Raw genomic sequence first — 14,383 nt, 5'->3', positions numbered from 1 at the left:
ATCACCGGGTGAAGGTCGCGCGGGAAAAGCGCCCCCGTGCGCTCCCGCCGTTCACTCCGAGCGCCTGGCCAACCGGGTGAAAAAGGGGCGCCGGGTGGATAGACCCGGGAAGAGGGGGATCGTGGAGCGGGCCGCGGGTGCCGGGACACCCGCAGCCCGCTCCACGGTGGGCCCGTCACCGGGCCCGGCGGGGTCAGCCGAAGACCGCGAGGCTCTTCGCCTTGCCGTTCTTCTCCTCCACCAGCGCCAGGAACCGGCCCTCGGGGCCGAAGACGGCCACGGGGGCCGTCGGATGGGCCGGCATGTCCAGCCGGACGCCGTTCAGCAGCAGCTTCGCCCGCCGCTCGTCGACGTCCCAGCGGGGGAACGCGGCCGCCGCGGCGTCGGCGATCGGCATGACGGTGAGGTCCTCCTGGAGCTGGTCCAGGGTGCGGGCCGCGTCCAGCTTGTACGGGCCGACGCGGGTGCGCCGCAGGGCGGTGAGGTGGCCGCCGACGCCGAGCCCGGCGCCCAGGTCGCGCGCGAGGGCGCGGATGTACGTACCGGAGGAGCAGACCACCGAGACCACCAGGTCCACCACGGGCGTGCCGTCCTCCGCGACCGCGTCGCGCATGTCGTACACCTGGAAGGACGAGACGGTCACCGGGCGGGCCGGGATGTCGAACTCCTCGCCGCCCCGGACGCGCGCGTACGACCGCTTGCCGTCGATCTTGATGGCGCTGACCTTGGACGGCACCTGCATGATGTCGCCGGTCAGCTTGGCGACCTCGGTGTCGACGGTCTCACGGGTGACCCGGGAGGCGTCGGTGGACGAGGTGATCTCGCCCTCCGCGTCGTCGGTGACGGTGTTCTGCCCGAGCCGGACGGTGCCCAGGTACTCCTTCTCGGTCAGCGCGAGGTGACCGAGGAGCTTGGTGGCCTTCTCGACGCCGAGGACCAGCACGCCGGTGGCCATCGGGTCGAGCGTCCCCGCGTGTCCGACGCGGCGGGTCCTGGCGATCCCGCGCATCTTGGCGACGACGTCGTGCGAAGTGAAGCCCGACGGCTTGTCGACGATGACAAGCCCGTCGGGCGTCCTGGTGTGCTGTGTCATTCCGAGGCTTCGCCGTCCTCGTCCTCGTCCTCCGGCTTGCGGTACGGGTCGGCCTCGCCGGCGTACGTCTTGCCGGTGGACACCTCACGGACCTCGGCGTCCTTGGCCCGGGCCTTGTGCAGGAGGTCCTCGATGGTGCGGGCGTTGTCCGGCAGCGCGTCGGGGACGAAGGTCAGGCTCGGGGTGAAGCGGACGCCGGTCTGCCGGCCCACCTCGGAGCGCAGGATGCCCTTGGCGGACTCCAGGGCGGCGGCGGACGCCGCCCGCTCCTCCTCGTCGCCGTAGACCGTGTAGAAGACCGTGGCCTCCCGCAGGTCGCCGGTGACCCGGGCGTCCGTGATGGTCACGAAGCCCAGTCGCGGATCCTTGATACGCCGGTCCAGGGTCTCCGCGACCACGACCTGGATGCGATCGGCCAGCTTGCGGGCCCGCGCGTTGTCGGCCACCGGTCCTTCTCCTCTTTCGTCCTACGTTCGTCGTGCCGCAGTGCGGCACGTTCAGTCTTCATCGGTGTGCATACGCCGTCGTACCGACAGCAGCTCCACCTCGGGCCGGCCCGCGACCATGCGCTCGCACCGGTCCAGCACCTCCGTCAGGTGCCCGACGTCCCCGGACACCACCGCGAGACCGATCTGGGCCCTGCGGTGGAGGTTCTGGGAGCCGGTCTCCGCCACGCTCACCGCGAACTTCCGCTGGAGCTCGGCGACGATCGGGCGGACGACGGAGCGCTTCTCCTTCAACGACCGTACGTCGCCGAGGAGCAGGTCGAAGGACAGAGTCCCCACATACATGTGTGCCCGGATGTCCCGCCGGTTCGGGTTCAGTGCCCCGCCAACCGCTTGGCAGGGACACCAGGAACCGTACACGGAACGGCCGGGGCCGATCGACGGAAATACTTCCGCCGACCGGCCCCGGCTGCCGTGGCTGCGATCAGCCGCGCGGCTTCTCGCGCATCTCGTACGTCGCGATGACGTCGTCGACCTTGATGTCGTTGAAGTTTCCGAGGTTGATACCACCCTCGAAGCCCTCGCGGATCTCGGTGACGTCGTCCTTGAAGCGACGCAGACCCTCGATGTTGAGGTTCTCCGCGATGACCTTGCCGTCGCGGATGAGGCGCGCCTTGGTGTTGCGCTTGACCTCGCCGGAGCGGATGAGAACACCCGCGATGTTGCCCAGCTTGGACGAGCGGAAGACCTCGCGGATCTCCGCCGTACCCAGCTCGACCTCTTCGTACTCCGGCTTGAGCATGCCCTTGAGGGCCGCCTCGATCTCCTCGATGGCCTGGTAGATCACCGAGTAGTACCGGACGTCGACGCCCTCGCGCTCCGCCATCTGCGCGGCACGGCCGGCCGCGCGGACGTTGAAGCCGATGACGATGGCGTCGGAGCCCATCGCCAGGTCGATGTCCGACTCCGTGACCGCACCGACACCGCGGTGCAGGACCCGGATGTCGACCTCTTCGCCGACGTCCAGCTGGAGCAGCGACGACTCGAGCGCCTCGACGGAACCGGAAGCGTCACCCTTGATGATGAGGTTGAGCTGCTGGATCTCGCCGGCCTTGAGCACCTTGTCCAGGTCCTCGAGGGAGACGCGGCGGACGCGCTTGGCGAACGCGGCGTTGCGCTCACGGGCGGCACGCTTCTCGGCGATCTGACGGGCCGTACGGTCCTCGTCGACCACCAGGAAGTTGTCGCCGGCGCCCGGGACGTTGGTGAGACCGAGGACGAGGACCGGGGTCGAGGGACCCGCCTCTTCCACGTTCTCGCCCTTGTCGTCGAGCATGGCGCGGACGCGGCCGTAGGCGTCGCCCGCGACCATCGTGTCGCCGACCCGCAGCGTGCCTCGCTGGACCAGGACGGTCGCGACGGCGCCGCGGCCCTTGTCCAGGTGGGCCTCGATGGCGATGCCCTGCGCGTCCTGCTCCGGGTTGGCCCGCAGGTCGAGCGAGGCGTCGGCCGTGAGGATGACGGCCTCCAGCAGGGAGTCGATGTGCAGACCCTGCTTGGCGGAGATGTCGACGAACATGGTGTCGCCGCCGTACTCCTCGGCCACCAGGCCGTACTCGGTCAGCTGACCGCGCACCTTGACCGGGTCGGCACCCTCGACGTCGATCTTGTTGACCGCGACCACGATCGGCACGTCGGCCGCCTTGGCGTGGTTCAGCGCCTCGATCGTCTGGGGCATCACACCGTCATTGGCCGCGACCACGAGGATCGCGATGTCGGTGGACTTCGCACCACGGGCACGCATGGCGGTGAACGCCTCGTGACCCGGGGTGTCGATGAAGGTGATCTTGCGGTCCTCGCCGTTGACCTCGGTGGCGACCTGGTACGCACCGATGTGCTGCGTGATACCGCCGGCCTCGCCCGCGACGACGTTCGTCTTGCGGATCGCGTCCAGCAGTCGGGTCTTGCCGTGGTCGACGTGACCCATGACGGTCACGACCGGCGGACGCGGCGCGAGGTACTCCTCGCCACCCTCGTCCTCGCCCCACTCGAGGTCGAAGGACTCGAGCAGCTCGCGGTCCTCCTCCTCGGGGCTGACGATCTGAACCTGGTAGTTCATCTCGTCGCCGAGCAGCTGCAGCGTCTCGTCGGAGACGGACTGCGTGGCGGTGACCATCTCGCCGAGGTTCATCATGACCGCGACGAGCGACGCCGGGTTGGCGTTGATCTTCTCCGCGAAGTCGGTGAGGGACGCACCGCGCGACAGGCGAACGGTCTCGCCGTTGCCGCGAGGCAGCATCACGCCGCCGACCGACGGGGCCTGCATGGCCTCGTACTCCTGGCGCCTCTGCCGCTTCGACTTGCGACCACGGCGCGCCGGACCGCCGGGACGGCCGAAGGCGCCCTGCGTGCCACCACGGCCACCGGGGCCACCGGGACGGCCACCGAAGCCGGGACGACCGCCGAAGCCGCCGCCACCGCCACCGGGACCACCGGGACGACCGCCGCCGCCACCGCCACCGGGACGGCCGGCGAAACCGCCGCCACCGCCGCCGGGACCGGCCGGACGGCCGGCGAAGCCGGGACGACCGCCGCCACCGGCACCGCCGGGACGACCGCCACCACCGGGACCGCGGCCACCGCCGGGGCCACCGCCGGGGCGGGGACCGGCAGCCGGACGCTGCGGCATCATGCCCGGGTTCGGGCGGTTACCAGCGGGGCCGCCACCCGGGCGCGGAGCCTGGGGACGCGGCATGCCGCCGGGAGTGGGACGCGGACCACCGGGACCGGCCTGCGGACGGGGACCGCCCTGACCGGCGCCCTGCGGACGCGGACCGCCCGGGGCACCGGCGCCACCGGGACGCGGGGCACCGCCCGGACGGGGCGCCTGCGGGCGTGCCATGCCGGTGGAGCCACCAGAGGTGAACGGGTTGTTGCCCGGACGCGGACCCGCGGGACGCGGGGCACCCGGACGGGGGGCCTGACGCTCGCCACCGGGACGCGGGGCGCCGCCGGGGCGGCCGCCGCGCTCGCCGCCCTGACCGCGCTCGCCCTGGGGGCGGCCGGCGGGACGGGGACCGGGGGTGGCACCGGGCCGGGGACCGGCGGCCGGGGCCGACGGGGGCGCGGTGAACTCCGGGTTGGCCGGAGCCGGCGAGGCGGGCGCCGGCTTGGGCGCCGCCGCGGGCTTCGGACCCGGGGTGGGACGCGGGCCGGGGGCCGGCGCCGCGGTCTTCTCGGCCGCCGCGGGCTTCGGCGCGGGAGCGCCGGGCTTCGGGGCGGCGGGACGTGCCGCCTGCGCCGGGGAGGGCGCGGGGGCGGCGGGCTTGGCAGGCGCGGCCTTGCGGGGCGCGCCGGGCTTGGCTGCGGACTTGCCGGCGTTGCCGCCGGGCCCCTGCAGCGCGTCAGTCAGTTTGCGTACAACCGGCGCTTCGATGGTGGAAGACGCCGAACGGACGAATTCACCGAGTTCCTGGAGCTTGGCCATGACGACCTTGCTCTCCACACCGAACTCCTTGGCGAGTTCGTATACCCGGACCTTAGCCACTTCGCTCCTTTTAGGTCCGGGTTACCGCCGGACCGTCGCTACTTCATGGGCGTACTCATCGCGTACTCATCGAGTGCTCATCGCAATCTCGACCTACTTCCAACTCGCGAGGTACCTGACCGCACGGTGTTCCGTGCCGTACTTCTTCTTACGGTGCCGACTGCTCGACGTACCGGCGGACGTCCGCGACGTCGAGCGGTCCCTGGACCCTGAGGGCCCTCGGGAACGCCCGGCGGCGGACCGCCAGGTCGAGACAGACCGAGGCGGGATGCACATAAGCACCCCGGCCGGGCAGCGTACCGCGTGGATCGGGGGCGCACTCGCCCTTGATCAACACGATGCGCAGCAGATCGCGCTTGGCCGCTCGCTCCCGGCATCCCACACAGGTTCGCTCAGGGCAGGCGCGGGCGTGCGTCCGGCCAGACACGGTTAAGTCTACCTCCCCGCACCGACCTCACCCCTTTGGGGCAAGAATCGAACGGTTGTTGTCGTGATCTCGCCATCGCACAACGTGACGATGGCGGGTTCTATTCCCCGGACGGCCGGGGAGGGCAGGCACGCCGGCCGGAGCGTCAGCCCCGGTCCTCGGCGGGCTGCTGCTGCTCGGTGTCCGGGCGGATGTCGATGCGCCAACCCGTGAGGCGGGCGGCCAGACGGGCGTTCTGCCCCTCCTTGCCGATCGCCAGCGACAGCTGGTAGTCCGGCACGGTCACCCGGGCGGACCTGGCGGCCAGGTCGACCACCTCCACCTTGGAGACCCGGGCCGGGGAGAGCGCGTTCGCCACCATGTCGGCCGGGTCGTCCGACCAGTCCACGATGTCGATCTTCTCGCCGTGCAGCTCCGCCATGACGTTGCGTACCCGGCTGCCCATCGGGCCGATGCAGGCACCCTTGGCGTTCAGACCCGAACGGGTGGACCGCACCGCGATCTTCGTACGGTGACCGGCCTCACGTGCGATCGCCGCGATCTCGACCGAACCGTCCGCGATCTCCGGGACCTCCAGCGCGAACAGCTTCCGGACCAGGTTGGGGTGCGTGCGCGAAAGAGTGACCGACGGACCGCGCACCCCCTTGGCGACCCGGACGACGTACGTGCGCAGCCGCAGCCCGTGCGTGTACTCCTCGCCCGGCACCTGCTCCTGGACCGGGAGGATGGCCTCCAGCTTGTCGTCCAGCTTCACCAGGACGTTCTTGGGGTCCTTGCCCTGCTGCACCATGCCGGCGACGATGTCGCCCTCGCGGCGGGCGTACTCGCCGAAGGTGACGTCGTTCTCGGCGTCCCGCAGCCGCTGCTGGATGACCTGGCGGGCGGTGCTCGCCGCGATGCGGCCGAAGTCCGACGGCGTGTCGTCGAACTCCTTGGGCTCCTGGCCCTCCTCCAGGTCGGCCGGGTCCTCCTTCGCCCACACCGTCACGTGACCGGTCTGCCGGTCCAGCACGACACGGGCGTGACGGCGGGCTCCCTCGGTGCGGTGGTAGGCGATGAGGAGGGCCGACTCGATGGCCTCGACCAACAGGTCGAAGGCGATCTCCTTCTCCTGTGCCAAGCCCCTCAGGAGCTTCACGTCGATGTCCACGGCTACGCCTCCTCTTCCTTCTTGTCCTTGCGGTTGAACTCGATCTCCACGCGCGCCTTGGCGATGTCCCCGAAAGCCACGCGGCGGGCGGTGGGCTTGCGCCCCTTCACGCCCGGCACCTCGAGATCGAGGCCCTCGTCGTCCACGGAGAGGATGCGGGCCACCAGCTCACCGCCCTCGTGGAGTTGCAGCTTCACGAGGCGGCCGGTGGCCCGGACGTAGTGGCGGTGCTCGGTCAGCGGGCGGTCGGCGCCCGGCGAGCTCACCTCGAGGACGTACTCCTCGTCGCCCATCGCGTCCGTCTCGTCGAGCTTGTCGGAGATGGCGCGGCTCAGCTCGGCGCAGGCGTCGAGTTCCACGCCCTCGTCCGAGTCGACGATGATCCTCAGCATCCGCCGCCTGCCCGCCCGGGACACCTCGATCTCCTCGAGGTCCAGGTCCTTGGCGCTGACCAGCGGTTCCAGCAGCCCGCGCAGCCTTTCGCTCTGGGTGGTGCTCATCCGGGTGACTCCTCGGCCGCGTGTGCTGTTGTGGGATCGTCGCGTGTCAGATCAAAGGGTATCCGGTCGCGGGGGGTGTTGCCGTCCACCTCGCGACGAGCCGCGGGTACGCTCGCCTGCGGTGATCTTCGGGTCCGGCTGGGCCGGCTGCTGAGGGAGTGACGCGTGAGGCGTACGGGGACGACACGCAGACACGCGCTCATCGCGACGGGCGCGGTGGCGGCGGCCGGTGTGCTCGGTGCCTGCACGGCGGACGGGCCGGCCGGTCCGGCGTCCGCCGCGGCAACCGAGCGGGCCGCGCGTGCGGAGGCGGCGCTTCGGCGCCGGTCGGCCGCGACCAGCGCGACGCTGCTGGCCCGGTACGACGACGTCCTCGCCGTGCACCCGGGGCTGACCGCCCGGCTGGCCCCGCTGCGCGCGGCGGTGGCGGCCCATGTGACGGCCCTGGCGCCGCCGGGTGCGTCACCCGCCCCGAGCGGCCCGGCCACCCCCACCGCCCCGGCCGTGCCCACCGCGCCGGAGGCCCCCGCCCGCGCGGCGGCCGGCGCGGCCGCGGGCACCCCCGTGATCCCGGTGGGCACCGTGCCGGCCGACGCCGGCGTCGCGGTCGCCGAGCTGGCCGCCGCGGTGCGCCGGACCGCCGACGCGCACGCCGCCGCGCTGCTGACCGCCCCGCCCGAGTACGCCCGCCTGCTGGCCTCCGTCGCCGCGGCGGGGGCCGCCCACGCCTACCTGCTGACCAGCGAAGGGAGGCCGTCATGAGCGAGGCCGCCCTGGAGGCCGCCCAGGCGGCCCTGGCCGCCGAGCACGCGGCCGTGTACGGGTACGGGGTCGTCGGCGGCCGGATCGGCGACGCACGGGCCGCGGAGGCGACCGCGGCGCACGCCGCGCACCGCGCCCGGCGGGACGCGCTGGCGCGCGCGGTGCGCGACCTGGGGGGCCGCCCCGCCGCGTCGGCCGCCGCGTACGCGCTGCCGTTCCCGGTGCCGGACGCGGCCGCCGCCGTGCGGCTGGCCGCCGAGCTGGAGGACCGGGTCGCGGGGGTCTACTCCGACCTCGTACGGGCCTCCTCGGGCCCGCTGCGCCGGGAGGCGGCGAGCGCGCTGCGGGAGGCGGCGGTCCGGGCGGTGCGGTGGCGGGGCAGCGGCGTAGCCTTTCCTGGGCTCGCCGAGCGACCGTGAGCCCCGGCATCGAGAGGGAACTACGCACGCATGGGTTTTGAACCGCCGCAGCGACTGGTGCGGGCTCTGGGCGAGACGTACGGCGACGCGGCCGCGGACGCGTGGCTCTCCCGCCTCCCCGAACTCGCCCGGCAGGCGGTCGGCCTGCGGAACCTGGACGTCGAGCGGGTGGTCGCCCCGGGCGGCCGCAGCAGCCTCGTCGCCCTGGTGCGGCTGCCGGACGGCACCCCGGCCGCGCTGAAGGTGGCTCCGCCGTTCGCCGCGCCGGACCTGGAGCGGGCGGCGCTCGCGCACTGGAACGGCTGGGGCACGGTACGGCTCCTGGACACCGCCGGGGCCGGTGCCGACGCCGCCGGCGCGGGGCTGCTGCTGGAGCGGCTGCACACGGAGGTGAGCCTGCGCTCCCTGCCGGAGGCCAAGGCGCTGCTGGAGGCGGCCGGCACGGTGCGGCGGCTGTGGGTGGCCCCGCCGGAGGGTCACGGCTTCGAGTCGGTCGCCGCGCGCACCGCCCGGCAGGCCGGGGCGATGCGGGCGGTGCGGGACACCGGGGCGGCCGCACTGGTGTCCGCCGCCCTGGACGCCCGCGACGAGCTGCTGGCCGACTCCCCCGAGGAACTGCTGCTGCACGGCAACTTCCGGCAGGGCAAGGTGCTCGCCGGCGACCGCGCGCCCTGGCTGGCCGTCGGCCCCGAGCCGCTCGTGGGGGAACGCGCGTACGACCTGGCACGGCTGGTCCGCGACCGGGTCGAGGACCTCGTGGCGGCCGCCTCCGGCCCCACGTCGGGGCGCCGCCGGGTGAACAAGCTGGCCGACTCCCTCGACGTGGACCGCGAGCGGCTGCGCGGCTGGACGCTGTTCCGGGCCGTGGAGTCGGGGACGCGGGCCCTGGCGGCGGGCCGTCGGCAGGACGGTGAGCTGCTGCTGGAGTTCGCCGGCTGGCTCTGAGGGGGCCGCGCCGACGCCGCCGCCTCCCACCACACCTGCCCTGACCAGCAAAAAGACCCCCAGAACTCCCCGAACGGCCCTATTGGTGCGATATTGGGCATAACGCACCCGTACCACCCGGCTCGGACGGGAGGGCCGTCATGGTCGAGGAACTGCTGGCAGCGGTGGCGGTCGTGGGTTCGGCCGCCGTGGTCTACGTGGCGGCCGCGGCCAGGGTCGTCAAGCAGTACGAGAAGGGCGTGGTCCTGCGCTTCGGACGGCTGCGCAGCGGCGTCCGGGGCCCCGGCTTCACCATGGTGGTCCCGTTCGTCGACCGCCTGCACAAGGTCAGCATGCAGATCGTGACCATGCCGGTGCCGGCCCAGGACGGCATCACCCGCGACAACGTCACGGTCAGGGTCGACGCGGTGATCTACTTCAAGGTCGTGGACGCGGCGGCGGCGATCATCCGGGTCGAGGACTACCGCTTCGCGGTCTCCCAGATCGCCCAGACCTCCCTGCGCTCGATCATCGGCAAGAGCGACCTGGACGATCTGCTCTCCAACCGGGAGAAGCTCAACCAGGGCCTGGAACTGATGATCGACAACCCGGCCGTCGAATGGGGCGTGACCATCGACCGGGTCGAGATCAAGGACGTCTCGCTGCCCGAGACGATGAAGCGCTCGATGGCCCGCCAGGCCGAGGCCGACCGCGAGCGGCGGGCCCGGGTCATCAACGCGGACGCCGAGCTGCAGGCGTCGAAGAAGCTGGCCGAGGCCGCGGGCGTCATGTCGGACACCCCCTCCGCCCTCCAGCTGCGGCTGCTCCAGACCATCGTCGCCGTCGCCGCCGAGAAGAACTCGACACTGGTGCTGCCGTTCCCGGTGGAGCTGCTGCGCTTCCTGGAGCGGGCCGCGCAGGGCCCCGGCGCCGCGCAGGGACCCGCCACCGAGAACGCCCGGCGGCCGGCCGCCGGGCCGCCCGCCGCCGCGCTGCACGTCCACGACCCGCACCTGCCGGACCCGATGGACGCGATGCGGGAGATGCGCGAACCGGCGCCGGCGCCCCAGGTGCGGGACGACGACGCCGGTACGGCGGGCTGCATCTGAACGTGACGCGCCGCCGACGCGTGGCGGCCTACCGGGGCGTCACGCGCTCAGGCGGGCGATCGCCTCGTCGACCGTCAGCTCCTCGCGCTCACCGGTGCGGCGGTCCTTCAGCTCGACGACGCCCTCGCCCGAGCGGCGGCCCGCGACGAGGATCTTCGGTACGCCGATCAGCTCGGCGTCCGTGAACTTCACACCCGGCGACACACCGGCCCGGTCGTCGACCAGGACCCGCAGGCCGGCCGCCTTCAGCTTCTCCGAGACGTCGAGCGCCAGCTCGGTCTGGAGCGCCTTGCCGGCCGCGACGACGTGCACGTCGGCCGGGGCGATCTCACGCGGCCAGCACAGGCCCTGCTCGTCGGCGTGCTGCTCGGCCAGGGCCGCGACCGCGCGGGAGACGCCGATGCCGTACGAGCCCATGGTGACGCGGACGGGCTTGCCGTTCTGGCCCAGCACGTCGAGCTGGAAGGCGTCGGCGTACTTGCGGCCCAGCTGGAAGATGTGGCCGATCTCGATGGCCCGGTCGATCTTGAGGTCGGAGCCGCAGTTGGGGCAGGGGTCGCCCTCCTCCACCACCACGACGTCCAGGTACTGGTCTACCTCGAAGTCACGGCCGGCGACGACGTTCCTCGCGTGCTTGCCGGGCTTGTTGGCGCCGGTGATCCAGGCCGTGCCGGGCGAGACGCGCGGGTCGGCGATGTACCGGACCTTGCCGAGGCCCTGCGGGCCGACGTAACCGCGCACGAGGTCGTCGCGGCCCTCGAAGTCCTCGGCGGTGACCAGCTCGACGGTCGCCGGGGCCAGGTGGTCCTCCAGCTTGCCGAGGTCCACCTCGCGGTCACCGGGCACGCCGACGGCCACGATCTCGCCGTCCACCTTGACCAGCAGGTTCTTCAGCGTGTGGGAGGCCGGGACGTCCAGGTGCGCGGCGAGCGTCTCGATGGTCGGCGTGTCCGGGGTGTCCAATTCCTCGACCGGGCCGTGCGCGGTGGGGTCCTCCGGCTGCTGCTTGAACGTGACGGCCTCGGTGTTGGCGGCGTAGTCGCAGTTCGGGCAGTAGACGAAGGTGTCCTCGCCCGCGGCGGCCGGGGCCAGGAACTCCTCCGACGCGGAACCGCCCATGGCGCCCGAGATCGCCGAGACGATCTTGTGCTTGAGGCCGAGCCGGTCGAAGATCTTGATGTACGCCTCGCGGTGCAGCGCGTACGACTCGGCCAGGCCCTCGTCCGTGGTGTCGAAGGAGTACGAGTCCTTCATCTGGAACTCACGGCCGCGCAGGATGCCGGAACGGGGACGCGCCTCGTCGCGGTACTTCGTCTGGATCTGGTACAGGATCACCGGCAGGTCCTTGTAGGACGTGCACTGATCCTTGACCAGCTGGGTGAAGATCTCCTCATGGGTCGGGCCGAGCAGGTAGTCGGCGCCCTTGCGGTCCTTCAGGCGGAACAGCTCCGCGCCGTACTCCTCCCAGCGGCCCGTCGCCTCGTACGGCTCCTTGGGCAGCAGCGCCGGCAGCAGGACCTCCTGCGCGCCGATCGCGTCCATCTCCTCGCGCACCACCCGGGAGACGTTCTCCAGGACCTTCATGCCCAGCGGCAGCCAGGACCAGATGCCCGCGGCGTTGCGGCGGACGTAACCGGCGCGGACGAGCAGCTTGTGGCTGAGCGTCTCGGCGTCCGCCGGGTCGTCGCGCAGTGTCTTGACCATCAACCGGGACATGCGCTGGACCTGGGCCATGGGGAACTCTCCTGCGGTGAAAAGTGTGATGGCTAGGAGGTTAGCTCCGGGGCGGGTGCTGGCGGAAATCAGTTCCGCCCCGGGGACTCCTCCCGGCGCAGCAGCGGCAGCGGCGCGCCCATCACCGCGTACGGCTTCGCGGCGCTCGGGAAATGCACCCGGCGGGCGAGGTCGGTGTAGCCGAGGGAGCGGTACAGGAACCGCGCCGGGTTCTCCACGTCGATGGCCGACAGGATGGACCGCGGCTGCTCGGCGGCGTCCGTGATGGCGGTGATCAGCTCCCGGCCGGCGCCCCGGCCCTGGAAGTCCGGGTGGACGTGCAGCTCGGTGATGACGAACGAGTCGTCGAGCCAGGGGCCGTTGCCCTCGCGGACCAGGTACGGCTGGACGACCGTCGACCACCAGTGGGTGCGGTCGTTCGGCATCCCGTACACGAACCCGACCAGCCGCCCGGTGGACGTGAGCGCGCCGTAGGCGCACGCCCCCGGGCTCTGCAGGTGGCGCAGCACGATGTGGCGACGTACCGCGACCTCGTCCTCGGACAGCCCGAAGGCGAGGGCCTGTACGGCGAGGGCGGCGTCCACGCGTGCCGCGAGGTCGACCGGGCGGATCACGACGTCATCCATGCGACCGAACCTTACAAGCGCTTCAGAAGAGGACACTCATGAAGGCGCCGACCTCCTGGAACCCGACACGGCGGTACGCCGCCCTGGCGGGCAGGTTGTAGTCGTTGACGTACAGCGAGACGACCGGCGCGACGTCGTCGAGGGCGAAGCGCAGCACGGCGGCCATCCCCGTCTCCGACAGGCCGCGGCCCCGGAACTCGGGGGCGACCCAGACGCCCTGGATCTGGCAGGCCTGGGACGTGGCCGCGCCGATCTCCGCCTTGAACACGACCTTGCCGTCCTCGATGCGGGCGAACGAGCGGCCGGAGCCCACCAGCTCGGCGACGCGCGCCTGGTACAGCAGTCCGCCGTCACCGGCCATCGGCGAGATGCCGACCTCCTCCGTGAACATCGCCACGCACGCGGGCATGATCACGTCCATCTCGTCCTTGCGGATGCGGCGGACGTACGGGTCCGGCTCGACGTCCGGGGACGGCCGGTCCGTCACCATCAGCGGCTGGTGCGCCCGGACGTCCCGGGCCGGACCCCAGCTCGGTTCGAGCAGCCGCCACAACTGGGCGGTGGGCCCCGCGGGGCCCACGATCGACGAACAGCGGCGGCCGGCCCGGCGGGCGCGGTCGGCGAAGGCGCGGACGGCTTCGGGGGTGGCGCAGATCGGGACGAGGTTGGCGCCGGAGTAGCAGAGCGAGCGCAGCCGCCCGTCCGCGTACCAGCCCCACATCTCGCCGCCGAGGCGCCACGGGTCGAGCCCCGCGACCTGTACGCGGGAGGTGACGAACGCGTTGGCGACCGGCTCGCTCTCCAGAACGGCGAGCGCGGCGCCGAGGTCGCTGGGCTCGAGGACCCGGGTGGTGGTCTGCGTCAACACGAGGGGGCCTCACCATGCGTTCCATACGGGTCCTGGCACTGTACCCGCCGTCGCGGCGGATACGTCAGGCCAAGGGCGCCCCGCGGGGCGTGGCCGGGACCTCTGCCGGTGGGCCGGATACGGGCCGGGTGCCGTGCGGCGCGTGCCCGGTGTCGGTTGCAGCCGGTGGGTCCGGGGCGGGGCCCCTCCGGGCTCACCTCCTCGCGGTTGGCGGGGCGCCCAACCGGCTTTGTCGCCGTTGCTCGCCGCCAATCCGCTGCGGGGGCGACCCTGCACGGCCCCTCCTCGCCGTACTCCGTGCCACGACTCGCCGTCGCAACACAGCGCGCAGACAGCAAACGCGGTGGTACGAGGCCGAGCCCTCCACCCACCGACCCGCAGACGGGCGACGGCCCGGGGTGGGGCCGTGCAGGGTCGCCCCCGCAGGGGTCGGCGGCAGGGGGCGGGCTCCCTTACCGGTGACCCAGGGCCGCCCGGCCCCGAGGAGGTGAGCCCGGAGGGGCCACACCCCGCCACCCACCGGACCGGTACCGCACCGGGCGGAGCCGCGCGGAAGCCGGTCGCCGGACGACCGGGAGGCGAGCCCGGGAGGGGTCGCGTCCCATGGGCGGGACGGGCTCAGGGGGTGGGCCCGGCGGGGCCACGTCACCGGTCGCGGGGGCGTACGGCACGCGCCCCGGTGCCGGGGGGCAGCGGGGCGCGGGAAGGGCGGGGTGGGTCAGCTGACGGTGACGGCGGGTTCGCCGGAGGGGATCCCGTCCTTCTCCATCCGATTGGG

14 protein-coding genes are annotated in these 14,383 nt (G+C 72.7%); 4 read left to right on the top strand and 10 right to left on the bottom strand.

Annotation, left to right across the window (positions count from 1 at the left end):
• Window positions 1-193 precede the first annotated feature (193 nt).
• The 7 genes from truB to rimP all read right to left on the bottom strand — a co-directional run bounded on the left by truB (window position 194) and on the right by rimP (window position 7,163).
• The gene (truB, locus tag A4V12_RS26680; protein WP_064071990.1) at window positions 194-1,093 is read right to left on the bottom strand and encodes a tRNA pseudouridine(55) synthase TruB; all 900 of its coding nucleotides are present in this window, start codon (window positions 1,091-1,093) and stop codon (window positions 194-196) included.
• The gene (gene rbfA / locus A4V12_RS26675; RefSeq protein ID WP_064071989.1) at window positions 1,090-1,539 is read right to left on the bottom strand and encodes a 30S ribosome-binding factor RbfA; all 450 of its coding nucleotides are present in this window, start codon (window positions 1,537-1,539) and stop codon (window positions 1,090-1,092) included. The genes truB and rbfA overlap by 4 nt, the downstream gene beginning before the upstream one ends.
• Window positions 1,540-1,590: 51 nt before the next feature.
• A complete protein-coding gene (locus A4V12_RS26670) occupies window positions 1,591-1,884 on the bottom strand; it encodes a DUF503 domain-containing protein (protein WP_064071988.1) in 294 nt (97 codons plus the stop codon).
• 139 nt (window positions 1,885-2,023) lie between these two features.
• Window positions 2,024-5,086 (bottom strand): translation initiation factor IF-2, encoded by a 3,063-nt coding sequence (infB, locus tag A4V12_RS35655; RefSeq protein ID WP_079137368.1) that lies wholly within the window; start codon window positions 5,084-5,086, stop codon window positions 2,024-2,026.
• Window positions 5,087-5,234: 148 nt separating this feature from the next.
• Complete coding sequence (locus A4V12_RS26660; RefSeq protein WP_064071986.1) at window positions 5,235-5,513, bottom strand: DUF448 domain-containing protein; 279 nt, start codon at window positions 5,511-5,513, stop codon at window positions 5,235-5,237.
• 145 nt (window positions 5,514-5,658) lie between these two features.
• Window positions 5,659-6,663, bottom strand: coding sequence for a transcription termination factor NusA (gene nusA, locus A4V12_RS26655; RefSeq protein WP_064071985.1), 1,005 nt, complete (start codon window positions 6,661-6,663; stop codon window positions 5,659-5,661).
• Window positions 6,664-6,665: 2 nt separating this feature from the next.
• A complete protein-coding gene (rimP, locus tag A4V12_RS26650) occupies window positions 6,666-7,163 on the bottom strand; it encodes a ribosome maturation factor RimP (protein WP_064071984.1) in 498 nt (165 codons plus the stop codon).
• Between the two features lie 165 nt (window positions 7,164-7,328).
• Here rimP and A4V12_RS26645 point away from each other — a divergent pair, with 165 nt between their 5' ends.
• The 4 genes from A4V12_RS26645 to A4V12_RS26630 all read left to right on the top strand — a co-directional run bounded on the left by A4V12_RS26645 (window position 7,329) and on the right by A4V12_RS26630 (window position 10,377).
• A complete protein-coding gene (locus A4V12_RS26645) occupies window positions 7,329-7,925 on the top strand; it encodes a hypothetical protein (protein WP_064071983.1) in 597 nt (198 codons plus the stop codon).
• Window positions 7,922-8,344 carry a ferritin-like domain-containing protein gene (locus A4V12_RS26640; RefSeq protein ID WP_064071982.1) on the top strand — a complete coding sequence of 141 codons (423 nt, stop codon included), beginning with the start codon at window positions 7,922-7,924 and terminating at the stop codon, window positions 8,342-8,344. Before A4V12_RS26645 ends, A4V12_RS26640 begins: the two co-directional genes overlap by 4 nt.
• Before the next feature lie 30 nt (window positions 8,345-8,374).
• Window positions 8,375-9,289 carry an aminoglycoside phosphotransferase family protein gene (locus A4V12_RS26635; RefSeq protein WP_064071981.1) on the top strand — a complete coding sequence of 305 codons (915 nt, stop codon included), beginning with the start codon at window positions 8,375-8,377 and terminating at the stop codon, window positions 9,287-9,289.
• A 140-nt stretch (window positions 9,290-9,429) separates the two neighbouring features.
• Window positions 9,430-10,377, top strand: coding sequence for a slipin family protein (locus tag A4V12_RS26630; protein WP_079137367.1), 948 nt, complete (start codon window positions 9,430-9,432; stop codon window positions 10,375-10,377).
• 39 nt (window positions 10,378-10,416) lie between these two features.
• On the opposite strand, the gene A4V12_RS26625 is transcribed toward A4V12_RS26630, so the two are convergent.
• The 3 genes from A4V12_RS26625 to A4V12_RS26615 form a co-directional block, all read right to left on the bottom strand.
• The gene (locus A4V12_RS26625) at window positions 10,417-12,111 is read right to left on the bottom strand and encodes a proline--tRNA ligase (protein ID WP_064071980.1); all 1,695 of its coding nucleotides are present in this window, start codon (window positions 12,109-12,111) and stop codon (window positions 10,417-10,419) included.
• A 68-nt stretch (window positions 12,112-12,179) separates the two neighbouring features.
• A complete protein-coding gene (locus A4V12_RS26620; protein ID WP_064071979.1) occupies window positions 12,180-12,737 on the bottom strand; it encodes a GNAT family N-acetyltransferase in 558 nt (185 codons plus the stop codon).
• 22 nt (window positions 12,738-12,759) lie between these two features.
• Window positions 12,760-13,605 carry a GNAT family N-acetyltransferase gene (locus tag A4V12_RS26615; RefSeq protein WP_064071978.1) on the bottom strand — a complete coding sequence of 282 codons (846 nt, stop codon included), beginning with the start codon at window positions 13,603-13,605 and terminating at the stop codon, window positions 12,760-12,762.
• Between the last annotated feature and the right edge of the window lie 778 nt (window positions 13,606-14,383).

The organism is Streptomyces noursei, from assembly GCF_001646665.1.
Lineage (GTDB): Bacteria > Actinomycetota > Actinomycetes > Streptomycetales > Streptomycetaceae > Streptomyces > Streptomyces lavendulocolor.
This window is presented reverse-complemented; position numbering and strand designations above follow the sequence as displayed.